The organism is Candidatus Nomurabacteria bacterium (assembly GCA_020632395.1).
Classification (GTDB): domain Bacteria; phylum Patescibacteriota; class Dojkabacteria; order SC72; family JAHDCA01; genus JACKFQ01.
Genome location: JACKFQ010000001.1, coordinates 256,836 through 279,598, shown reverse-complemented (window position 1 = coordinate 279,598; position 22,763 = coordinate 256,836). Strand labels below are relative to the sequence as shown.

Below are 22,763 nucleotides of genomic sequence, written 5' to 3'. Positions count from 1 at the left end.
ATGGGTCATCTTAATGCCTGTATCGACGCGTCGGTCACAAAGAGCGTATCATAATCAGCCTTAGAGCTGATATTGAACTGCTTCTCTGAATATTCTCTAATGATGATCAACGAATTATCTTTTGCGATCTCCTGTTCAAGCAATCTGTTATCTTCAATTAAAAGATCCTTTTCTGTGTTTAGTGTCTGTAGATCCCTACCGAGAGGACTTAACTTTGCGTTTGTATAGAGCTGTGATACCAGGAAAAACAAGAAGCTTAGTAGAAATACGATCCGTACGATCGCTTCAAGGTCAGGAAGCTTACTCGAAGGTTGATTCTTGTTTATTAAATTTCGTATCAATCGTTTATATTTGTTCATTTCTATCAATTGTCCAATAAAAGCAGAAGTGGGTAAGTTGATCGGGAAGGTATCAATCAACTTACTCGCTTCTATTCTCATTTGGATAATAATGGGATTCGAACTAGATCTTTTCTATCACCCTCATTTTTGCACTATGAGATCTTGGATTGGTTTCCAACTCTCTGTCAGAAGGTGTCATTGGCTTTTTTGTAAGTAATATGCCTTTGCCACTCTGAACAAGTGATCTGAAGGATCTTTTCACGATCCTATCCTCTAGCGAATGAAATGTGATGATAACTAACCTGCCGTTCGACCGTAGGCATGAAAATGCGGGTCCAATGGAGTCCTCAAGCACATGAAGTTCATCGTTTACTGCGATCCTCAATGCTTGATACACTCTACGGATAGCTTCTTTGGCGGTTGCTGCCGGCAACGCTCTGTTCACTGCTTGGTTTAATTCCTCAACAGTATTTATTGGTATAGATCGTTTGATCTCCTCAGCTATCCGATTCGAGCGCCTTTCCTCTCCATACATGAAGAACAGCCTGGCTAGTTGTTTCTTGTCTAATGCGTTTAATAGATCACTCGCTGTGACACCTGTCTTATCACTCATTCGCATATCCAAAGGGTCTGATCCATTATGAAAACTGAACCCTCTCCCTGGAATATCGATCTGTCGTGATGAGAATCCTATATCCATCAGAATTCCTGTAGCCGATCCATCGGCAACCTCTTCTGATATTTTTTCGAAGTTCTTGTTGACTATCTTCCATCTGGGATCTTTTGGGATATTGATGTGTCTGTTAACAAACTCTATAGCCTCAGGATCTTGATCCAAACTTATCAGTCGTCCGTTTGGGGATAACTTTTCTAGTATTGCTTTGCTATGTCCACCTTCACCGAGTGTACAATCGACATATACACCATCAATATCGGTGATCAAAAACTCGATGGATTCGGAAAGTAGTACAGGAATATGATAATTTTCACTCATCTTTACCTTTCCGCCCTAAACTATCTGCTATCTCCGAACTGTGTTGATCCAAATATACTAATCGTTCCTCCCATTTTGATCTATCCCAGATCTCTACCCAATTAACCAATCCGATAAATACGATCTCAGATTCGATCTGAGCATATCTAAAAAGATTATCGGGTATCACCACCCTTCCTTGGGGGTCTGGAGATATTTCTACGGCACTTCCGACTAGAAATCTCGTGGTGTCACGGATATCTTTGTTTATAAATGAGCCGTCGATCACCTCTTTTGCGATGATCTCCCATCTTGTCTGATCGACCAAGACAAGTGAGTGTTCGTATCCTCTGGTCAGGATCAGCCCGTCGCCAAGCTGTCCACGCAATTTTTTGGGAATGGCAACTCTTTTCTTCTCTCCTACCCTACTTGTATATTCTCCGATTAGCATATTACAATGAGCATATCAGAAATCACCACTCAGTGCCACCAATCACCACTAACAAAGTAGCACGCAAGTTAAATCTATGTCAAAATAGTGATTGTCTTGTAGTGTGAATTTTCAGGGTTTTATCCTCTTTACGAGCTTTACTATTAGATATAGTGACCCTATAGTCAACGTGAAAGCCAGATCGAATGCTTATATCAAAGTCTCCTAAGTGGATTGAGAAAAAGACCGCTCTGTTTATAGTACTATCGATAGATATATCCCGATAACAGAAAAAACCATCGTTACCAACCAGAATCGCATAGTGACCTTTGTCTCTGGCCAACCGATGGTTTGGAAATGGTGATGTAACGGTGCCATTTTGAAAACTCTCCGCTTAAAGAATCTCATACTGATTATCTGTATCATGCTAGATGCCAGTATTACCCATGTTATAGAAGAAGCAACAAAATACGGTATTAGATTGTTTGTTGCTAATCCTATCAGAAAAGCAACTAGACCTAGAGGCATAGCGCTAGGGCCACCGTTGTAAAATCTTGCAGGGTTGATATTGAAATATAGGTCGACAAGTATCACTCCAATGATGATCCCAATTACGGGAAGAAGCTCATATTTCCCCTGGATCAGCAACATTGATCCTAATGCTGTATAGATTATCCCGAATATCCCGATCATCAATCCATCTAGTCCATCGGTCAGTTCAGATGCATATATTGCGAATTGACCTAGGATAGCCAGTACAGGCACCATCACCAGGGAGAATGATATTGAGATCATACCTAGTGATAGATCTTTGAGTACACCACTATTCCATAGCATATATGTGATCACAATATTGATAAGGACTGCTATAGAGAAGCGTAATAAACGCACACCAAATCGTTCTTGAATAGTCTTAAGGTCGGGATTGTTCTTGATCATATTCGTGAACAATACATCAAGGAATCCCCATGCACCAAAGAGAACAAAAGACCAGATCAATACAACAATAAGAGGAGTCAAGTCTAATGTGAGGAGGATCGTAAATGGAACTACTACCCAGACCATGATCCCTCCCATGTTAGGTATCCCATTCTTACCAGATACATTCATTATCCGAAGGTAGAGAGTGTTGTCTTCCTCAATACCACCACCAAGCTTAGTTTTTTTATGTGCGGCTACCTGGTTGAATCTGTAAAGGTAGCGGATCATTAAAGGTGCAAAAAGTATAGAAATTACAAATGCAATAAAAAGTGAATGAAATGTTTGTATGAGAGCATCGTTCATATGTACATAATGAAAAATTACAAGTTTTTAATGAAGTGTATCATACCAAAGCTAGTTAGATCTCCCAATCCACTATTGCACCTAATTTTTGTAAGTTTGGTACAAAGAGAGGATGTGCACGTTTGATAGTATCTGCATCCCTTACTGTACTTTGACCTTCAATACTTGCTGCCATCATATAAAGAGCAACAGCAACTCGGATAATGTTTGGAGCGACTACAACTGCGGGTTTTGTGGGTTTATCACCAAATACCAGCATTCTATGAGGATCGGCCAGTAGCGCATGAGCACCAAACTTCATAAGTTCGGTTATCCATAGGTGTTGTCCTTCGTGAACTTTATTCCAATGCAATGTTGTACCTTTTGATCTTGTTGATAAAGCAACAAATACAGGTGTTAGATCCACAGGGAAATATGGCCACGGTGCAGCTTCGATCTTTGGAGTGAAGTTGGTGGTAAATGGTTGTAGTATTTCCATACTTTGCCCAGGCGTGACCCTGTAATAATTATCCTTGTCTTCCAATTCTACCCCTAATCTCTTGAAGTTCTTTTTAATTATTCCAAAATACTCCTTGTTCTTTGTATATACTTTTATATCTCCATTTGTCATCGCACCTAAGGCTAGGAAGGTAGCTACTTCGTAGTAATCATCTGTTATCCTGTATTCTCCTCCTCTTAATTCTCCAACACCTGTGATCTTTAACTTATTCGTACCAATACCTTCGATCTGTGCACCGAGGGTTACAAGGAATTTACACAGATCTTCTACCTGAGGTTCTGAAGCAGAGTTGATACAAGTCGAGACGCCATCTGCTAAGACAGCTGCCATTACGAAATTCTCGGTTGCCCCTACCCCTTGATAATCGAGCCATACATCGCCTCCTCTAAATCTGCCATCGATACTGATCCTGAGATCCTCATCGGTCGCATCTAATTTTGCTCCAAGAACTTGTAGTACATCCAGCCTATCATCAAGTTCGCGGATACCAAGTGAGCAACCTTTCATACGACGGGGAAAGGTGACATCCTTGAGTCTTTGTATCAAAGGGGGAAAAAGTAGATTAGAGGCTCCCATTGTGGATGGGAAGTCACCTAAAAGAACTGTTTCAGGGATTCCGGAATTATCGATCCTTAAAGTTTCAGCATCCTTGTTCCATTCGATCTTTGAGCCTAGACTTATCAAGTAATCCGTCAAACGCTGAACATCAGTAATATCAGGGACATTGCTGATCATGACAGGATGGTCGGTAAGTAATGATGCGGCGATGATGACTACTATCGAATTCTTATACCCTGATGGTGTAATTTCACCAGATAGAGGTATACCTCCATGTACTACCAAATTTGCCATTTTGTTATTTCTAGTGACAATTTAATGACTAGGTCGGCTATAAGCCTATACTTTCATTATACCGAAATATTTGAAAAAGGTAACATTTTTGATCATTAAAAATACTTAAGATTTCCTGACAATTTTTATACTTGTGGATCCTGCAAAAAAGTTGAAGCTCTCTGACCAGATCGGGAGAACTCAAAGGGTTGAGTGTATGGGAACCAATATGAGAAGCTCGGTCTGAGAAGCTCGGTCTGAGAAGCTCGGTCTGTGAAGCTCGGTCTGTGAAGCTCGGTCTGTGAAGCTCGGTCTGTGAAGCTCGGTCTGTGAAGCTCGGTCTGTGAAGCTCGGTCTGTGAAGCTCGGTCTGTGAAGCCCTACTTTTTGAAAGTACACCCACGTTGTACGATCAGTATTGCTACAAATATTAGTTATCCGATAAATGTCTTTATTATCAGTGCGAGTGAGGGTAATATGTAAACAGATAAACTGTAAGGAACGGATAATGAAAATAACAAAGGATAAAAGTCTGAAGTCATTGAACACATTGTTTATCGAAGCATTTGCTGACCAATTTATAGCTATTTCTTCTAAAGATGATCTGATCGAACTTACGAAACAATACCCTTTCAAAGAGAAGGTGTTTTTTATCTTAGGAGAAGGAAGTAACACTTTATTTACAAAGGATCTTACGGGTCTGTTGATAAAGATGGAAATTAGAGGAAGGGAAAAACTCCATACGAATGGGGACTATACAGACTTTAAATTTGGTGCTGGTGAGATATGGAGGGATGTAGTTGTCTGGTTGGCAGAGCAGGAATACAGTGGTGTAGAAAATCTTGCCTACATACCTGGTACAGTTGGTGCTGCACCTGTGGGTAACATTGCCGCTTACGGTCAAGTGACTGAAGATGTTTTCGTAGAGCTTGAGGCTGTAGATCTATATAACGGTGAACTGAAAGTTTTCAAACATGATGATATGAATTTCAAATATCGTCACAGTATCTTCAAGGAGAAAGGTTTTGAGCATTACGCTATAGTTTCAGTCACATTGCGGTTGTCTAAGCATGCTGAGTTTGACACCTCTTATCATTCCCGATATAAGAACGAGAGTTTAGAAGAGTGGTTAAAGAAGATAGCTACTCCCCCTTATAAACCAATTGATGTGGTTCGTGCTGTCACCGAATTACGAAAATATAAGCTTCCTTGGATGGATGAGTATGGTACCTGTGGAAGCTTCTTTACGAATCCGTTTTTGACAGTTGATCAGTTTAAAGAGTTAGCGACCAAGATCGACGAATTACAACAGTATCCGGTCAACAAGATGGATTATCACAATACTTCTTGGGAGGATACTGGTGATCAAGAGATCGTAAAGATCCCTGCTGGTCGTTTACTTGATGAGCTTGGTTGGAAAGGTAAGTGGGATGGGAATGTCGGTACATTCGATCGCCATGCACTTTGTGTCATAACAAATAAGAAAGCAACTGGTAAAGAGGTCTTTGAATACACAGAAGCAATGAAGAAGAACGTAAAAGATGCCTATGGGATCGATCTAAAGAGTGAGGTTGTGATCGTCTGAGAAAAAGTAAACACCCCAGAGGCTCACCGGAATGAACCTCCGAGGTGTTTATTTACTTTTTTCGCCATAACAGGAGTGTTGTGATCAGAAGGATACCCCCTGAAACACTCCAAACCTGTTGAATGGTCAAGAACTCGGTCAGAGCGCCAAGTCCAAGCAATCCTATCGCTGATCCCAGTGTGGTCAATGACCCGAAGATCGAGTTAATGAAAGCCCTATCTTCATCTGGGATCTCATCCTCATCATCTGAGCGGTTAGTCATTGTATGCAAAACAGTTTGTTGCATACTTCTGGGGATCTCATGTAACAGAAAAGCTAAGGCAATCAGCACGACATTACTTGAGATGGTTGCGAGCAGTATCATTACTGCTGTAACAGCCAACATGATGAGGTTCATTTGTCTATCGATCTTTGCTACTTTTATCCGTCTTGCAAGTAGCTGACCCACGACTATAGTTAGTGAAACAGCAACCCAGAAACTTCCTAGCAATTCTATTCCACCAGTCTTCTGTTCTAACAGAGGACTCCAATACATGTTTAGTGGTTGGAACGCTAGATATGAGATGAAAGTGAGCATCGCTATGAACGACAATTTCGGGTTATGACGGATGATCCGAAAAGCCTGTTTGTAGCTCATCTCTGATCTCGTTGCGGTGCCATTCCGACGTATCTCCTTCTCTTCTACAACCTCATGTCGTAGAAGGAAGAGTAGAATTCCAGATCCACCTAAGCTAATCGCAGCGGCTATGTACCAGCCAATTGATAGATTATCAAATCTTGCTAGTACTAAAGTAGACACAGCTGATAGGCTTAACTTTCCTATCTGACTGAGTAGCTTAGCGTCTGCTTTCGCTTTATGAACTTCTGAATCATCTCGTACGGAATTCTTTAGCTTTGCTTCTAAAGCTTCTGACATCAGTGCTTTTCCAATTGAAGCAGTGATCTCTGCAATGATGAATATCATGATCATAGAACCCGATCCATATATTAGGTCAGCCAAACCAAAAATTGCTGTACCTAAGATGTATATACGAGTATGACCATATTTATCACCTAACCGTCCTGTTGAAGGATCTATCAAAGCTAAGGTGATCATATATGTAAAATTCACTAAGCTCACCTGAAAGAGTGACAAGCCGTTCTGCAGTAGATAGACCGAATAGATTGGTCCAAAGAATGCAGCAGGTATTCTTTCGATGAACTTTGCGATGATGAAAAGTTTACTAATTTTTTTCATGACAATTCTCCTTGTTCAGTTTATTAACGAACTTTCCCAATACTTCCGGTAGGTTAAACCTCTATTGAGACAGATCGCTTCCAAACATTGGACTTATATATTTGGTGAAAATGAAAAAGGCCTCCGTTTGGAGGCCTTCTGTTTCAACATTTATAAAAATTACATTACTGAAAAGCTCTCCAAGATAGGGTAATTGATGACACCGATCATATAACAAGGTTTCACCCATGTTTCGGTGTGTGAGAGTTTTCTTTTATTTTGTTGCTCGAATCTGTGTTGCATAATTATTCATTATACCATTAGACTTATAGTATGGAAAGGGTGTATTGTGTTTCTACTAATATGGAGTATTACCTCAACACCTCATCAATCACCCTACCCCACCCACTAGCCGACATGAATACAATTACTGTGTTATCGGAGGATTCGTTGACCAATCTACTAACAAGATCTTCCTCTACTGGAATGTACTCGACATTTGGTTGCGTATGAGCGATCGCCTCGATAATGTCCTTCCCATATATCCGTTGCTCTTTAGGTGTTGAACGTTTCACTTGTATGCGTGGGATGATCACAAGATCGGCTGCATCAAAAGCACCAGGATAAAAATCTAGTTCTTCTCTGTTCTCTCTAGCAGATTGCCTAGGGAAGTATACTGTGACTATCTTCGAATCAGGATAACTTTGACGTAATGCACTAAGCGACGCCTCAGCTTTCATAGCTGAGTGAGCAAAATCATCTATTACTAATGCACCTTTTGAATTATTACCAATAATCTCCAATCTTCGCTTAATTCCCTTAAAACTCTTGATACCCTCTTTGATCTTTTCTAGTGGTACCCCTAGATCATGACAAACTGTTATTGCCCCAAGAGAGTTCTCGACATTGTGTGTGCCAATCTGTGTTGTTGTGAATTCCCCAAGTGATAATGCCTTATGATATACCTCAAACGTAGTTCCTTTAATACTAACATCTGATATTTTTGCCCTGTATTCAGGGTCTTGTTCGAGTAAAGCTTCTTTTCCGTCTATCATATATGTCACAACTCTAAGGTCTATCACACTTGCAGATCTCTCTAGCAGATCGTTATTCGTACCTGAGCCACAAAGATATAGTACTCCATCGTTCTGCTTAGTCAGCTTGACCAACTTGAGAAATGCATCTGTGTATGACTTTTCCGTAGGGTACACATTCATATGATCCCACTTTGATGCACTAACCAAGGTATATTTGGGTTTGTAATAGATAAATCTTGGTTCCATATCCATGTTGAATACCGAGACAAACTCGTCACCCTCTAAACATGAGATATCAGAATCTGTACTGCGTACTCCTGTTGTGAAATTTCCTGGTTTGCCACCTATCATGAAAGAAGGGTTCATCCCAGCACATTCAAGTATCCAATTGACCATTCCAGATGTTGTTGTTTTACCGTAGCTTCCAGCGATGACAATCGATCTGTCTTTGATAACGTATTCCTGTAGGGCGTAGTAGTACCCTTTCGTAGGCAAGCCTAATCGGAGGGCTTCAAGATATTCTGGATTATTAGGGTCTTTCATCAATGGTCCTCCTCCAATTATCACCAGGTCGCATCCATGTACCCTTTCTGCTGAGTATCCTTCATACCACTTCACTCCTGCATTATTGAGTAGAGATAGAGCCGGTTCGAAGACACCTTCGTCTGAACCAGTCACATCCCAGCCTTTCTCCTTCATCATAATTGCGATAGGAGCTATAGCAGAAGCTACAATGCCGATAAAATGTACTTTTTTCATGGCGTTCCTGTCAGATGTTCAATTAAATTGGTACGTTTACCTGGTGTCGATAATAGATGAGAATCATGTTTGGAATTTAGTAATGACTTTAAAGCATCGATATCCTCAGACCACTCCCACCCATTAAAGTATTCTATACCTTTGAACTGTAGTTTATATTTAGCTCTCTGGTCATAGCATGTCCCAAGATATACAAGATCAAGATCACTTCCTGAAGCATTCATAATGGCACTTGTCATCATACCTATGCCTGTATTTGTATTGATAAGTTCTAATCGATAGAAAGGATATGCATAATGCATTATGTTATCCGTGAGATTTACTATACAGTACCCAATGATACTGTTCTGTTGGATATCCTTATAGACTATCACATGGGAGTATGCACCAGATCGAAAGAGCCATTTTACCTTTTGAGCGGAGAGAGTACCTTTTCCGAATTTTGTATCGTAAAAGTCTTTTGCTAACTTACCGATATGTGGTTGATAATCGAACATATCGAGAGGAACAATCTTGAGTTGCAAGTTGGATGTCTTTCTGGCAATTCTGCGATTTTCACTATTTGGGGAGAATTTTGTAAGATCTACTCGTACACCTCGGGCTACATAGAACAACCTGGCGTCAATACGCGTAGGAAGTGCTCCTTTTGAATATATATCCTCTAATTTGTCACTTTCCTCTCTAAATACATAGATCTGATAAGGAAATTCGTATTGGCTATAAGTAGCGGTGAATTCTGAAAATATGTACTTCATTTGTTCTCATCCGTTTGTAATTAATTCTTTTACAACCATCTGGTCACTCCAAGGGATCTCGTTAACACCATCGATATTCATACTCTTCTCGTGTCCTTTTCCTGTGATCACTACTGTGTCACCGGGTTTAGCAAGTTTCATAGCTCGAGCAATTGCTTTACGTCTATCAGTTATGCTGAAATAATCTTTCTCCTCTATCTTACCTACTTCTGCAAGACCAACAGCGATCTGTCTGTTTATATTGATAATATTTTCTCCTCTTGGGTCCTCTGCGGTTAGGATCACGAGATCGGCTAGATTCCCTGCGATCCTTCCCATCTGAGGTCTCTTCTCAATATCACGCTTACCTGCAGTACCAAAAACAACAATTAATCTTCCTGTGGGATTATCCTGTCGTGCGTACTCTAACATCTTTTCTAAGGCATTTGGTGTATGTGCGAAGTCTACAACCACTTTGTATGGCTCCTTTTGCAATACTTCCCATCTCCCCTCTAGAGTCTTAACATCTGACAGTGCTCTTGCAACAACATCTTGGGATATACCGAGTTCAAGACCAACCTGTATAGCACCAAGAGCATTGTAGACATTGTATTCTCCGGGTAGATGCATTTCGACAGGAAACGTTTGATCCCCATTATGAACATTAAATTTTGTAGTTGTGGTGGTATCTTCATAATCAGTTGCGAACAGATCTGCTTTTTCAGTGAAGCCGTATGTATAGGTTTTTAATTTATGATCAGAAGCTTTCTTACATAAGACCTCGCTTGATTTGTCATCCAGATTGATCACCACGAATCCACCCGGTTTGATCAGATGAATAAGTGTGGCTTTCGTATTGAGGTAAGCCTCATATGTTTTGTGATAGTCTAGATGTTCATGTGTTACGTTAGTGAAGATCCCTGCATGAAACTTGATCGTACTAACACGATTTTGATCAAGTCCATGTGATGTGGTTTCTAGGACTACATACTCCATTCCAGCATCTATCATCCTTTTCATGAGGTTGAGAAGTACTTGGGGATCTGGAGTGGTCACATGAAAGCCGGTGGGTATTGATTCTTCACCGATCCTAGCGCTGATGGTTGTGATCAAACCTACTTTGTATCCAGCTCCTTTTAGGATCTCGTAGATCAATGTACAAGTCGTCGTTTTACCATCAGTTCCGGTAACACCGATCACTGCGAGTTTGGATGATGGGTCATCATAGTAGATGTTGTAAAGCCTTATCATGACCTTATGGTAATAATTCTTAATGTTCTGAGGGATCATCTGTTTGATTCTGTTCACGTTGTTATAGTTCAAATTTAACGTATTATTGTATTGATATATGATATAAGGCTATATGCACTTATGCAAATCATATCGTATATGAAGCAGTACAAATTATCTGATAGAATTGATATCAATGAATATTAAAGTAAACGAACTGAAGATCTCGTATGTGACCTATGGGAGTGGAGACCCGACCATACTTGTACATGGATGGGGTGGAAACAAACAAAGTCTGGATGCTTTAGCCAGAGAATTAGCAAAAACACGGAAAGTCTATTTATTAGATCTCCCTGGGTTTGGAGAAAGTCAGAACCCCCCCATGAATTGGGAAGCAGAACAGTATCCTGAAACGGTATTGCAGTTCATTAGGCAGTTGAAGCTGAATAAACTTGTTTATATAGGTCACTCTTTTGGAGGGGGGATCGGTATATATTTGGCTGCCAACCACCCTGCTCTATTTGAGAAGCTTGTGCTTATAGCAGCTTCTTATTATCGGGAACCGAAAGTTTCAGGATTGGGAAAGCTCACGAAGTTCGTGCCTTTCTATGATCACCTGAGAGATTATCTCCTCCCTGTGAGAAGACTATATTACAAACTTTTTCACAGACGATCGGATTCATTGAAATATCTCCATCTAGAATCGATCTACAGAAAGATCCTTAAGAAGGATCTCAGGCCGATCTTACGTTCTGTACACTTGCCGACATTGATATTGTGGGGGAGGCATGATCTATCAACTCCTATTGCAGAAGGGAAATATCTAAATGAGAAGATCACAGACTCCAAGATGAAAATTTATGAGAATATGACACATAATCTCCCGATAGCAGAACCAGTTGAGGTGGCAAACGATATAATTCACTTTTTGAAGGAAAGTTGATCATGACAATCTTCTTCTCACTAATAGGTTTGATCGTGTCTACATTCTTTTCTCTACCCACTCTCTATCAATTTCAGATCAAGGAGTATTTTTTACCTAGAATACTGAGCGGAATTAAAGATAATCGAGGGTTTTGGATCCCGCTCAAAATGCCTGCAAGATCTTTGCGTAATATTCTGATAACAGGATTTGTTTTTTTGATCATGGTTGCTTATTTTGGGTGGACGGCTTTGAGATTTCAGGAGATAGATCTTTCTTATACACTATTTTGGGGTTTAGGTTTTCTGGCATCTAAGGTTGTGGTGTTTTTGGGTGTGTTGCTGACAGAGCCTCTTGCACTATATAAAAGAGGTAGGATCATCAAACGAGCCGAGCAGATGGCAAAAGATTCTGACGCCGTTGTGATAGGAGTTACTGGTTCATATGGGAAAAGCTCTATGAAGGTCATCCTTCACCGGCTACTGTCAGAAAAATATAAGGTGGCATCGACCAAAAAGAATTACAACTCGGAAGTTGGTGTAGCTATGTCATTTCTCAACGAGATCCGTCCAGACACACAGTATTTTATAAGTGAGATGGCAGCATATACCGTTGGAACGATCACGCGATCAGCAAACATCACTCCACCAAGGATAGGATTTGTCACTGGTCTCGGAAATCAGCATGTAGATATTTTTGGATCTCGTGAGGCATTATTGAAAGCTAAATCTGAACTCCCTTCTGCTCTACCAAAGGATGGAAAACTGTATTTGAACATGGATTGCGACGGTTACGAGGTCATGACCAAAGCTGCTCACTGTACTGTTATCACTTATTCGATCACAAATCCCAAGGCAGATGCTTATTCACAACCGACAGGAAACGGTTCATTCCACTTTGCATACAAGAATCTAAATCTATCCTTGAACACAGTTCTTCCCGGAAACCATAGTATTCTTAATCTAACAGGTGCTTTAGCATGTGCGATCGATCTGGGCTTGGATGAGAAGCAGATAGTAGAAGCATTAAAACATCTAAAGCCAATATCACAGAAGCTTTCTCGTAGAGAATTGGATAATGGTTCGATCCTGATAGATGACAGCTATAATTCTAGCGTGGAAGGATTTATTGCGGCCTTGCATTATATCTCTGAATTCTCCCAGACGAATAGAACCGCAATTACAAGGGGATTGTTAGAATTAGGTGATACTTTGGAAACATCGTATGAACGTATAGTAAGTGTTCTACGAGAATTAAATATTCATCTGATCACAACTGATCCTGTACTTCACAAAATCGCAGGGGATGAGATCTCAGAACTTGTAGATGAAAAAAGTGTACACGAAAAGATCTGTAGTGGTACAGAAAAAGATGTTTTCTTGTTGGAAGGTCGTTTCTCACCCAAAGTTATGCAGGATTTATCTCATCATTGTAGAAAATGAAATTGATATATAGCTCATATTCTCCAAATACCCGTCCGAAAGATCTAAACTTGAACTATCGTCTACTACTATCCCCTAGACGATGGTTTGATACTGGATCGATATCTCGTGTCAATGATCACTTCTTGAAATTACATCCTGGAAAGACAGTTTTGACATATAGTCATGCTAGATCAGCTTTATTCGAACTACTCAGTAGCATAAGTAAACCAAATGGAAATGTCGTATATCAAGGATTTACTTGTGCTGCAGCGTCATTACCTGCCGTATGGGCAGGATTGACACCCAGATATATAGATATCCAAAAAGGTAAATTGGTCCCAGCTGAGGATACTATCATCGCTGGGATCGACCCACAAACAGTAGCTGTTGTAGTCCAGGTGACTCTTGGGAGTGTACCTAGCTATGAGAAAGTGAGGGAGATCTGCAAGCAGAGAGGCATACTACTTATCCTAGATTCGACCCATTTTATACCCACATCAAATAGTGAGGTATTACCAGAAACTGATGTGATCATATATAGCCTCGGAAGAGATAAAGTAGTTTCTGGTGTTGACGGGGGTGTGATGGTATTTGATCCTGAACTGGATGTTGCATCAACACTAAATACAAGATATCTTTCACTTCACTACCCTGGTTCTAGCTGGGTGTTCAAGAGGATACTTTTCCCGATACTATGGAGAACTATAAAATCAACGTATGTTTCTGGCTTTGGAAAAGTTCTTCATCTGATCTATACAAAAAGTGGGTTGATCTCGAGGGCAACGACTAAAGAAGAGAAACAGGGTGAGAGACCGAAGCATATACCAACAAAACTTCCAGGGGCTCTAGCCGAGATCGCAATGGGTCAACTAGAAGATATCTCAGAGATACAGTCATATCGAGCTTTGCTGTTTCAGAAGTTCATCAAAGCATTGGGTGAAGACCGAAATATCACTATTGTTGAAGAAAATCCAGATGTGGTACCTTTGCGAATGGCTCTTCGTGTCAAAGATAGAACGGGTTTGATGAAGTATATGAAAGAACAAAATATTCTTCTTGGGGATTGGTATTGGAATCCGGTAGCTCCTGCAACTTTCTCTCCATATATCACGATGTATGATGAAGGGTCGTGTCCGAATGCTGAGGATCTGTGTAGGGATATTATCAACCTACCCTTGCATGCTAATATCTCACCCTCAGATGCCGATAGGATCATTTTAGAATTAACTAATTACTATAATTCGCATGTATGAATTAAGAACAATCACAGACTCAAAGAAATGGGATAAATTCGCCCGAGGCTTCCCTAAGGTTACCTTTATTGATTCTTGGTTGTGGGGAGAGTTCCAGAATGAGATCGGTAACGATTTTAGATATTATGGGATCTATCGGGATGGTGTATTAGTGGCGGGGTTACCTATATCCATGATCAAGGCTGTCCGAGGTAAGTATCTTCATCTACGACATTCTCCTTTATGTGATTGGGAGGATGATGATCTGGTTAATTTCTTGATGCGATCGTTGCGAGAAATTGGGAAGAAGGAGAAATCATGGTTTGTAAGAATGAGTCCTTTGGTTGAAAATTCCTCACGCGAGCTTGGACGAATGAAAAAATTAGGACTAGTGCGTTCTACTTCGCATGAGACTGATGCTGAGCATACTCTTTCAATAGATCTGTTTCCATCGGAAGACGAAATATTGAAGCAGATGAGGAAGAACACTAGATACTATATAAAGAAGGCTCAGAAGATGGGGATAACTGTTGAAAAATTTACAGATATGAGCAAATTTGAGGAGTTTTGGAAGATCTTTCTTGATGCGGTAGAGAGAAATAAATGGATAGCATACAAGAAAGAATATGTGCGCAGGGAATTCGAAGTATTTGCAAAGAACGATATGGCAACAATGTATTTAAGCAAGTACCAAGATCGATATATATCAGCCGCTATCTTTACACATTATAATGAAAAATCTTTTTATCATCATAGTGGATCATTGACAGAATTTCGCAATATCCCATCAACATACCTATTGATCTGGGAGGCTATAAGAAATTCACGAGCACTCGGATTCAAAGAGCTCAATCTCTGGGGAGTTGTAGATCCTGAGGATGTTGATCATCCTTGGTATGGCCTCTCACTATTTAAAAGAGGTTTTGGTGGGATAGAAACAAAAATGATCCACGCACATGATCTAATTCTGAGTCCACTTGCTTATGCAACTCGAGCGTATGAGTATCTGGAGTGCAAGAAGAACGGTTATTGATCAAAAATCTCTGATAAGATAGCTCTTATAACAGACAGAACTTTGTTGGCTTAGTTCGACTAGTAAGCAGTGTGAGTCATTTAGAATTGTGAGATCCAGAGACCTAAAATCGCAAATATCACTGAGAACAACCAAAATCTCATCACAGTCTTTTCTTCTGACCATCCTCGTACCTGCAAGTGTAAGTGCAGTGGTGCCATCTTTAAAAGCCTTCTTCCGACGATCTTGCGATACACTCCCTGCAATAATGAGGAGCCGATCTCTATGAAGAACAGCCCACCAATTATCGGAAGTAAGAATTCTCGTCTAAGGGCAAGAGCTACCGTTGCAAGCAAAGCTCCTAAAGCTAGAGTTCCGACATCGCCCATCTCAACTCGTGCTGGTTTGATGTTGAAGTATATATAGGCGAGTAAGGCTCCTATCGTAATTGCGCAAAGGATCGCTATCTCGTGCTGTTCCTGCTGTATTGCGATGAGGAGATAGGCTATAAAACTAGGTACCAACATTCCACTGGCTAAGCCATCCATACCATCGGAGATATTGACTGCATTTGTCATGATCATCACGAGACCGATTACTACCAAAGGCATTAGTATGCCTATATCAAATTCTCCAATGACAGGGATCCAAAGAACGCTCCATCCTAATCTGAAAAATATCCACCAAGCAACTAAGCAACCCACAAATAATTGTATAAGGATCTTTTCACCAGCGTGTATACCATTTCCTGGGTATGACCCTAGTGCAAACCAGATATTCTTATATGCAGCCCAAGGCAGTGTGATCCAATAAAAGATCCTTTTGGAAAGATGTTTGTGTACTTTCGCTAATTTGATCTGCTTATCTACAGTTCTGATAACTCTCTTCCTACCGTAGATATTCATCACATCATCAAATCCACCTAACAATGCTGAAATTATTAGTACAACTATCGGTACTACTGTGCTCCCATGCCAATTGAATATGATAGTAAGTAACAAGATGCTGATGATCATCATCAGACCTCCCATGATCGGTGTACCTGCTTTAAGATATCGTTCTCCTACTATCGCCGAGAAATCAGTATCAGTTTTTCGTACGATCCTGTATCGATAGAGGATATGTATGATGATCGGTGCTAATCCGAATGTGAGCAAGAAAGATAGTAAGATCCATCCGGTTACTGTCCCCATTTGATCTTTTCCATAAAATTAGGCCGAACCAACCTATTATCGCTAAGTTCCCTTAGATAACCGTCTTTTGTGATGCAGCGGCCATTGGGGTCTTTTTCCAACCATTCCTGATACTCTAATCCCCTATCGGGATTTGTGATCCTGATCTTTCCTTTCTTTACACCATTATCATTACCATAGTGTGGTGATGAGTGTACATAATCGATCTCTCTGGGAGTACCGTCTTCCTCAAGTGTGACCGTACTTATCAGTACAACATGATCACCCTGTTTAGCACCCTTCAATCTTATCAGATCGCCAGGGAGGGTGTCTTCGATCTCGATAGTGGTACAATTCAATTCTCCTGTGAGAAGTTCTGAGCTGATGTTCTCGATAGGTCTTAGGATGGTTATAACCTTTCTGTAAAGAGTGCGTTTTGGCCAGAGAAGATTTGATCTTATACTTCCTTTATTTACAGCCCTAAGCCATCCGTCATACACATGTGCTACAAATCCCGAACAATCTATACCGATACCTTCTTTCTCCATGAAGCGTCGTATCTCGTCAGGTGTTGCTCGACGGAGATTGAAGCCCCTCAATTTTGAAAAGATAAGGACATCTTCGACAATCTCTTCAGGAGTACCTTTACCAATAAGTGAGCGAAGTTCTGCACGTACCCTCTCGACATTTCGATAGTAAGGAGTTCGAACAACTGTACCGTTAAATTTTAGCTTCATATAACCTTGTACGACTTTCCAAGCCGGTTCAGGTAGTTGTAGCCTCCTCATGGGTACTCCCTTTTAACTTATTGATAATATCTACTAGTACTGGTAAGAGTTTACCACTGTTATCTAGGACACTTCCATACGTTTGGATCCGAGCGTACTCGGTACCAGGTGTGACGATCCTTCCTTCAGTAGCAGTTATGAGGAGGAACTCGTCTTCATCCAAGTGATCGATACTATATCGATCATCAATTGCCTGTTCAGATAAATCTCTATCTGTTCGATCGTAGATCCCTGAGCCTAGATCTCCTGCTATAGTAATATTTCCACTTGCACTATTTCTCAATATACACTGTGACGCATTTATATCCCTACCAAGTGATCGGTCCTGCTCGCTTAGCTGGTCTTGTAGTTTGGTTAGGCTATGAGCTGGTCTTGATCGATCGGTCATATACTGAATCAGCTCACTATCGGTCAAACCTAAGAATTCAGCGATATGTAATAGTTGCAACGGTATCTGTTGGTTTTTTAACATAAGTTTGGTGTGCATCCCTGTAGAGGCTGGCTGTCGTGCATTTATCTCTATCAGAAATGCTTTCCCTTTGTCGTCAACTATCAGGTCCAATCCGAATAAACCTCTAAACCCTTCTTCAAATAACCCGTCACCAACCTTTTTAGTGATCATTGCAATCTGGGAGATCGTATTATCTGGAAGAGAATGCGCTCTACTCCAATCGTTTCCGACAGTTGCCCCTGAGACTCTTGTGAGTGGCTCGACCCCTGTTATCTGATACGATAAACCACCGTAATGAGTCCCCCATCTTGTAGAAACAGCATTGAGTGTCCAGGCTTCGCCTTCTATGTATTGGGATATCCTTACTGGTCGCTTGGGGAACGCACTCTTCAGGTCTTCAAGCTCATCTTCAGATCTGATAAATAATGTTCCTGTCCCTGTATGTCCTCGATCGAACTGTATGACGTAAGGATCCGAGAATTCAGAAATTAGCTTCTGGTGATCAGTATCTCCCAAGAGATAGATCTCACTTTTGGGTAGTGGGATATTGTCTAATTCTTTGAGGAATTCTAGTTGTGGGATCTTGTTTTCGAAACGTTGATTCTGTTGTGAGGTTGTATTGAGGAGTTGTATACCTAGCGCTTGTGCAGTTCTTTCAATATTAGGAGCGATCTTAAACACCATTCCTTGACGGATATCTTGCGAATGATGATCAATATACTCTTGTGTGAGTGGTTCTTGAAGTAGTTTATTGGAATTTCGGAAAATAGGATTAAGAATACCTATCTCTCGCTCAAGGATAAATACCTTGTGGGTCTTGTTGTGTATCTGACGTGCAAGCCAACTGTCGTCTATGGCCAGTATATGAAGATCTACAATCTCCTCGAGTCCGATGGCTCGTTCGCTATCATTAGTTATATAAAAGATTGGGTCGTATAAACTCATTTCACTCCTGTTGATAATACTATTGGTTGATCCATATTATATTTTGAGCTTCGCATTGCTCTTAACATCCCTGCAAGTGCTAGTGCTGATTCATTAGATAATTCTAAACCAAGATCTTTTTGGAGTTGCACAGCTTTCCTGATCTCAGCATCTGTTAAGACCCATCCAGAACCTGTAGTACTCTTTATTATATCACTGACTTGGTGATATCGTTTAGCCACCCTATCGACAATGCTTTCTGCAATTGAATTTTTGGTAGGTTGAAATGAGGTATCAAAATCTCTGGCAATCGTGTTGACGGCTGTTGTTTGGCACACATGAAATCTCGGGATCAAAATATTTGGGTCTTTATCCTTTAAGTCTTCATAACCGTTGAATATTCCTACCAAAGTTGTACCACTAGAAGTGGGTATGAATATATCTGTTGATCCGGGACTTTGTTCTGCTAGTTCATGTGTGATCGCTTGGTACCCTATCGTTGCATAAGGATCTATAGAGCCTCTAAGTAAAACGCTCTCAGATGAATTAGCATATTTGAATGCATCAGATACGGGTCTTTCAGTGAACTTCAGTTCGATATTTTGGATAGTAGTATCTTCTTGTGTAATGTTTTTCTTTAATATTAAGGAGATCCGCAGTAGTTTAGATGTGCTGATATTTTTACTCAAGAAGACTGTGAGGTGATACTCTGTATTTATTAATCTGTTGATCGCACTGATAGCAGAATTTCCTGAACTTGATATAACAAATCGGGTTTTGCCATCTTTGATGTGATGATCGATCTGCACTGGTACTCCACGATCTTTTTGTGATCCAGTTTCATTAAGATCCTCACGTTTGATAACTACTGGTAACTCGTCGATGAATATTCGTGTAATTGGAGTGTAGGTTTTCATAATATCTCCCATCTCTAAAAAAATATGAGTTCAAGTCCTTCTACATGATATAATACATTACTATTCTACATAAATTAGTAGGATTACAGAATGGATGGTAAAAAGACAGTAACGTGCCCAGAATGTATGAATGATATAGACCTTGATACAACAAGGGAATATCAGGTAGGAGATATCATCGAATGTCCTTTTTGTGGAAGTGAATTAGAGATATCTCGCATAAGTGATGAGGGCATTGAGGTCAATCTCGTCATTGCCGAGAAATAGTAAATCAACCTAACAACATCTCTCTCCGATCAAGGAGTTGCAAAGTAACCTGCTTTTTCAGGTTTTCACTTACTTTATGTTGCTGAATGATGAGGTCATTTCTTTTGGCTTTTCTTTTGTGTGATCACGATCTTCGTGTCTCGGTACTTCAAGATATACTTTTCACCTGGTGAAAGATCTCCATTTAAGAGTTTGTTGGCAAGGGTATTTTCTATCTCCTTTTGTATCACTCTCTTTAGTGGTCTTGCACCAAACTCAGGCTCGTATCCTAGCTCGATGATATGATCCACTATAGTATCATCGAACTCTATATCCACATCTTGTGCATTCATCAATTGTTTTGTCTCTTCTAAAAGGATCTTAACTATATTTATCAGTTGTGTTCGTTCGAGACTCTTGAATAGTATGATGTCGTCTAGTCTGTTCAAGAATTCTGGTTTGAAAGCTTTCTTAAGATCCTCCATAAGCTGTTCTTTGAGTGATTCCCAGCTTTTCTCTTTTGTTTGTAATTCCATATATGCCATGATCTTTTCCGATCCTAGATTGCTAGTTGCTATGATAATTGTATTCTTGAAATCTACAGTCCTACCTTTAGAATCTGTAAGCCTTCCTTCATCAAAAAGTTGAAGTAGTGTGTTGAAGATATCAGGATGAGCTTTCTCTATCTCATCAAGGAGTATTACAGAAAAAGGCTTTCTCCTAACGGCTTCTGTCAACTGCCCACCCTCTTCATAACCGACATATCCTGGAGGCGAACCGATCATTCTCGAAACTGCATGTTTTTCCATATATTCACTCATATCTATACGGACTATCGCATCTTCATCGCCGAATATCTGTTCTGCGAGGGTTTTTGCCAGTAGCGTCTTTCCGACCCCAGTTGGTCCTAGGAATAGAAAAGTAGCTATGGGTTTATTTGGATCTTTCAGACCCACCCTAGCTCTGCGGACAGCTTCTGATACAGCTTTGACTGCATCTTCTTGGCCGACAACTCGTTTGTGAAGTACATCTTCTAGATTTATCAGTCGATCTCTCTCCTCTTCTTGGAGTTGATTAAGCGGTATTCCTGTCATTGCAGCTACTACTGTAATTATGTCATCTGAAGTGACATTTGGTGTACCCGTGCCTTTTACTTTATTCCACTCTTCTAGAAGAGGTTGTAGTTTATCTGATCTGACCTGTTCGATCTGCATCTTTACTTTCGCACTTTCCTCATGTTTATTAGCTCGACTTAAAGACTCACGCTCCTTCTCCATTTTTTCTATCTCGTCTTTCAGCTCGCGAAGTTCCTCAGGCTCTGTTGATGTTGTGAGTCTAACCTTGCTTGCAGCTTCATCTACCAGATCGATCGCTTTGTCAGGAAGAAAACGATCTTTGATGTATCTGGATGAAAGGTTTGCGGCAGAATCCAAAGCTTCGGGTTCGATCTTTACTTTGTGATGCGCTTCATACTTATCTCTCAATCCCCTAAGTATCTCAATTGTTTGTTCGATACTTGGTTCGTTTACGAGGACTGGTTGGAAACGTCTTTCTAGGGCAGCATCTTTTTCGATATATTTCTTGTACTCATTTAAAGTAGTTGCTCCTATGACCTGCAACTCTCCACGGGCCAACGCGGGTTTGAGCATGTTTGATAGATCCATCTGACCTTCTTGTGCCCCTGATCCTACGATAGTATGCAATTCATCTATGAATAAGATTATGGATCTGGCGGAGGCATTTAATTCTTCAATTATTTTTTTGGCTCTTTCTTCAAATTCTCCTCTGAATTTTGAACCAGCTACAAGAGATGCTACATCCAATTCCTTGATAGTACGATCTTTAAGGATCTCTGGCACATTGCCTTTTGAGATGCGATAGGCAAGACCTTCTGCAATTGCAGTTTTTCCTACACCCGGCTCTCCGATAAGTACTGGATTGTTCTTTTTTCTGCGAGAAAGGATCTGAATTACTCTTGTGATCTCATCACTGCGACCGATCACCGGATCGATCTTTCCGATCCTAGCCAATTGTGTAAGATCTCGACTGAATTTATCCAAAGTCGGAGTTTCACTCTTTTCAGCTGCTTTCTTCCCCTCCACGTCACCTTCTCCAACGATCTTGAGCACTGCTTGTCTGGCTGTCACATGCTCGATACCTGATTTGGTAAGTATCTGTGCAGCTAAACCTTCACCCTCTTTCAGTAAACCTAGAAAGATATGTTCTCCACCAACATAGTTATGTCCTAATTCCATTGCTTCTGAAAAAGCATATTGAAGGGCTTGTTTTGCACGTGGTGAGAGTCCTGGTGTTGTTGAGCCTTCACCCATAGAAAATTGTGATCTCAGTTGGTCCATGAGCATTCCTTTGTCCACCTTCAATTCCTTTAGGATCCTTCCTACAACCTCATCACTCTGGATTATCGCTAGAAGTAGATGCTCAGTATCAATATTTCGATTCCCATTTTCGATAGCCTCATTTGCTGCTAATTGTATTGCATCTTTTGCACGTTCGGAGAAGAATTGCGTTATATCAACCTGTTCACCTGTAGATCTGTCAGGAGAGGATCCGTCCCCAAAGAAACCCTCGTACATCCCACCCCTCTGGAGTTGCGAAGCACAAGCAGAGCACAATTGGATAGTTTGCTCCTGTCCATTACGAGATGTTGTTATTTGAGTTGTTGCCGGTCTTAAGCCACAGTTTTGACAAACCATAGTGCATTGAAATTAAGATAAATAAGCATTTGATGGTACACTG

Annotated in this window: 20 protein-coding genes; 6 read left to right on the top strand and 14 right to left on the bottom strand. The window is 40.5% G+C overall.

Annotated elements, in window-relative coordinates; genetic code table 11:
* Positions 1–5 precede the first annotated feature (5 nt).
* The 5 genes from H6763_01340 to H6763_01320 all read right to left on the bottom strand — a co-directional run bounded on the left by H6763_01340 (position 6) and on the right by H6763_01320 (position 4,379).
* Complete coding sequence (locus H6763_01340; protein ID MCB9803451.1) at positions 6–359, bottom strand: hypothetical protein; 354 nt, start codon at positions 357–359, stop codon at positions 6–8.
* A gap of 103 nt (positions 360–462) precedes the next feature.
* The gene (rsmH, locus tag H6763_01335; protein MCB9803450.1) at positions 463–1,335 is read right to left on the bottom strand and encodes a 16S rRNA (cytosine(1402)-N(4))-methyltransferase RsmH; all 873 of its coding nucleotides are present in this window, start codon (positions 1,333–1,335) and stop codon (positions 463–465) included.
* On the bottom strand, positions 1,328–1,765 hold the full coding sequence (gene mraZ, locus H6763_01330) for a division/cell wall cluster transcriptional repressor MraZ (protein ID MCB9803449.1): 438 nt from the start codon (positions 1,763–1,765) through the stop codon (positions 1,328–1,330). Before mraZ ends, rsmH begins: the two co-directional genes overlap by 8 nt.
* Before the next feature lie 234 nt (positions 1,766–1,999).
* On the bottom strand, positions 2,000–3,028 hold the full coding sequence (locus H6763_01325) for a hypothetical protein (protein ID MCB9803448.1): 1,029 nt from the start codon (positions 3,026–3,028) through the stop codon (positions 2,000–2,002).
* Between the two features lie 55 nt (positions 3,029–3,083).
* Positions 3,084–4,379, bottom strand: coding sequence for a UDP-N-acetylglucosamine 1-carboxyvinyltransferase (locus H6763_01320; protein MCB9803447.1), 1,296 nt, complete (start codon positions 4,377–4,379; stop codon positions 3,084–3,086).
* A gap of 486 nt (positions 4,380–4,865) precedes the next feature.
* On the opposite strand from H6763_01320, the gene murB reads away from it, so the two are divergent.
* The gene (gene murB, locus H6763_01315; GenBank protein MCB9803446.1) at positions 4,866–5,942 is read left to right on the top strand and encodes a UDP-N-acetylmuramate dehydrogenase; all 1,077 of its coding nucleotides are present in this window, start codon (positions 4,866–4,868) and stop codon (positions 5,940–5,942) included.
* Positions 5,943–5,994: 52 nt separating this feature from the next.
* On the opposite strand, the gene H6763_01310 is transcribed toward murB, so the two are convergent.
* From H6763_01310 to H6763_01295, 4 genes are all read right to left on the bottom strand, one after another.
* Positions 5,995–7,179 (bottom strand): MFS transporter, encoded by a 1,185-nt coding sequence (locus H6763_01310; GenBank protein ID MCB9803445.1) that lies wholly within the window; start codon positions 7,177–7,179, stop codon positions 5,995–5,997.
* A 350-nt stretch (positions 7,180–7,529) separates the two neighbouring features.
* Positions 7,530–8,954, bottom strand: coding sequence for a hypothetical protein (locus H6763_01305; GenBank protein MCB9803444.1), 1,425 nt, complete (start codon positions 8,952–8,954; stop codon positions 7,530–7,532).
* Positions 8,951–9,709, bottom strand: a complete 759-nt coding sequence (locus tag H6763_01300; protein MCB9803443.1) for a hypothetical protein — start codon at positions 9,707–9,709, stop codon at positions 8,951–8,953. Before H6763_01300 ends, H6763_01305 begins: the two co-directional genes overlap by 4 nt.
* 6 nt (positions 9,710–9,715) lie before the next feature.
* Complete coding sequence (locus H6763_01295; protein MCB9803442.1) at positions 9,716–10,996, bottom strand: UDP-N-acetylmuramoyl-L-alanyl-D-glutamate--2,6-diaminopimelate ligase; 1,281 nt, start codon at positions 10,994–10,996, stop codon at positions 9,716–9,718.
* A gap of 118 nt (positions 10,997–11,114) precedes the next feature.
* Here H6763_01295 and H6763_01290 point away from each other — a divergent pair, with 118 nt between their 5' ends.
* From H6763_01290 to H6763_01275, 4 genes are read left to right on the top strand one after another with little or no spacing between them, the layout of a single operon-like run.
* Positions 11,115–11,861 (top strand): alpha/beta hydrolase, encoded by a 747-nt coding sequence (locus H6763_01290; protein ID MCB9803441.1) that lies wholly within the window; start codon positions 11,115–11,117, stop codon positions 11,859–11,861.
* 2 nt (positions 11,862–11,863) lie between these two features.
* On the top strand, positions 11,864–13,282 hold the full coding sequence (locus H6763_01285) for a UDP-N-acetylmuramoyl-tripeptide--D-alanyl-D-alanine ligase (protein MCB9803440.1): 1,419 nt from the start codon (positions 11,864–11,866) through the stop codon (positions 13,280–13,282).
* Positions 13,279–14,517: a DegT/DnrJ/EryC1/StrS aminotransferase family protein gene (locus H6763_01280; GenBank protein MCB9803439.1), complete on the top strand. Its 1,239-nt coding sequence runs from the start codon at positions 13,279–13,281 to the stop codon at positions 14,515–14,517. The genes H6763_01285 and H6763_01280 overlap by 4 nt, the downstream gene beginning before the upstream one ends.
* A complete protein-coding gene (locus H6763_01275; GenBank protein ID MCB9803438.1) occupies positions 14,510–15,529 on the top strand; it encodes a peptidoglycan bridge formation glycyltransferase FemA/FemB family protein in 1,020 nt (339 codons plus the stop codon). Before H6763_01280 ends, H6763_01275 begins: the two co-directional genes overlap by 8 nt.
* Positions 15,530–15,609: 80 nt before the next feature.
* Here H6763_01275 and H6763_01270 read toward each other — a convergent pair whose 3' ends face one another.
* The 4 genes from H6763_01270 to H6763_01255 are packed head-to-tail and all read right to left on the bottom strand — an operon-like array spanning position 15,610 to position 19,760.
* A complete protein-coding gene (locus H6763_01270; protein MCB9803437.1) occupies positions 15,610–16,701 on the bottom strand; it encodes a hypothetical protein in 1,092 nt (363 codons plus the stop codon).
* Positions 16,689–17,468, bottom strand: a complete 780-nt coding sequence (locus H6763_01265) for a hypothetical protein (protein MCB9803436.1) — start codon at positions 17,466–17,468, stop codon at positions 16,689–16,691. Before H6763_01265 ends, H6763_01270 begins: the two co-directional genes overlap by 13 nt.
* Complete coding sequence (locus H6763_01260; protein MCB9803435.1) at positions 17,446–18,864, bottom strand: ATP-grasp domain-containing protein; 1,419 nt, start codon at positions 18,862–18,864, stop codon at positions 17,446–17,448. The genes H6763_01265 and H6763_01260 overlap by 23 nt, the downstream gene beginning before the upstream one ends.
* Positions 18,861–19,760, bottom strand: coding sequence for a PLP-dependent lyase/thiolase (locus H6763_01255; GenBank protein MCB9803434.1), 900 nt, complete (start codon positions 19,758–19,760; stop codon positions 18,861–18,863). Before H6763_01255 ends, H6763_01260 begins: the two co-directional genes overlap by 4 nt.
* A 90-nt stretch (positions 19,761–19,850) precedes the next feature.
* Here H6763_01255 and H6763_01250 point away from each other — a divergent pair, with 90 nt between their 5' ends.
* A complete protein-coding gene (locus H6763_01250) occupies positions 19,851–20,027 on the top strand; it encodes a lysine biosynthesis protein LysW (GenBank protein ID MCB9803433.1) in 177 nt (58 codons plus the stop codon).
* Positions 20,028–20,122: 95 nt separating this feature from the next.
* Here H6763_01250 and H6763_01245 read toward each other — a convergent pair whose 3' ends face one another.
* Positions 20,123–22,720 (bottom strand): ATP-dependent Clp protease ATP-binding subunit, encoded by a 2,598-nt coding sequence (locus H6763_01245; GenBank protein MCB9803432.1) that lies wholly within the window; start codon positions 22,718–22,720, stop codon positions 20,123–20,125.
* Positions 22,721–22,763 lie beyond the last annotated feature (43 nt).

Coding starts and splice junctions, on each gene's coding strand:
- H6763_01340 (MCB9803451.1), bottom strand. CDS start 359: ATGAACAAATATAAACGATTGATACGAAATTTAATAAACAAGAATCAA.
- rsmH (MCB9803450.1), bottom strand. CDS start 1,335: ATGAGTGAAAATTATCATATTCCTGTACTACTTTCCGAATCCATCGAG.
- mraZ (MCB9803449.1), bottom strand. CDS start 1,765: ATGCTAATCGGAGAATATACAAGTAGGGTAGGAGAGAAGAAAAGAGTT.
- H6763_01325 (MCB9803448.1), bottom strand. CDS start 3,028: ATGAACGATGCTCTCATACAAACATTTCATTCACTTTTTATTGCATTT.
- H6763_01320 (MCB9803447.1), bottom strand. CDS start 4,379: ATGGCAAATTTGGTAGTACATGGAGGTATACCTCTATCTGGTGAAATT.
- murB (MCB9803446.1), top strand. CDS start 4,866: ATGAAAATAACAAAGGATAAAAGTCTGAAGTCATTGAACACATTGTTT.
- H6763_01310 (MCB9803445.1), bottom strand. CDS start 7,179: ATGAAAAAAATTAGTAAACTTTTCATCATCGCAAAGTTCATCGAAAGA.
- H6763_01305 (MCB9803444.1), bottom strand. CDS start 8,954: ATGAAAAAAGTACATTTTATCGGCATTGTAGCTTCTGCTATAGCTCCT.
- H6763_01300 (MCB9803443.1), bottom strand. CDS start 9,709: ATGAAGTACATATTTTCAGAATTCACCGCTACTTATAGCCAATACGAA.
- H6763_01290 (MCB9803441.1), top strand. CDS start 11,115: ATGAATATTAAAGTAAACGAACTGAAGATCTCGTATGTGACCTATGGG.
- H6763_01285 (MCB9803440.1), top strand. CDS start 11,864: ATGACAATCTTCTTCTCACTAATAGGTTTGATCGTGTCTACATTCTTT.
- H6763_01280 (MCB9803439.1), top strand. CDS start 13,279: ATGAAATTGATATATAGCTCATATTCTCCAAATACCCGTCCGAAAGAT.
- H6763_01275 (MCB9803438.1), top strand. CDS start 14,510: ATGTATGAATTAAGAACAATCACAGACTCAAAGAAATGGGATAAATTC.
- H6763_01270 (MCB9803437.1), bottom strand. CDS start 16,701: ATGGGGACAGTAACCGGATGGATCTTACTATCTTTCTTGCTCACATTC.
- H6763_01265 (MCB9803436.1), bottom strand. CDS start 17,468: ATGAGGAGGCTACAACTACCTGAACCGGCTTGGAAAGTCGTACAAGGT.
- H6763_01260 (MCB9803435.1), bottom strand. CDS start 18,864: ATGAGTTTATACGACCCAATCTTTTATATAACTAATGATAGCGAACGA.
- H6763_01255 (MCB9803434.1), bottom strand. CDS start 19,760: ATGAAAACCTACACTCCAATTACACGAATATTCATCGACGAGTTACCA.
- H6763_01250 (MCB9803433.1), top strand. CDS start 19,851: ATGGATGGTAAAAAGACAGTAACGTGCCCAGAATGTATGAATGATATA.
- H6763_01245 (MCB9803432.1), bottom strand. CDS start 22,720: ATGGTTTGTCAAAACTGTGGCTTAAGACCGGCAACAACTCAAATAACA.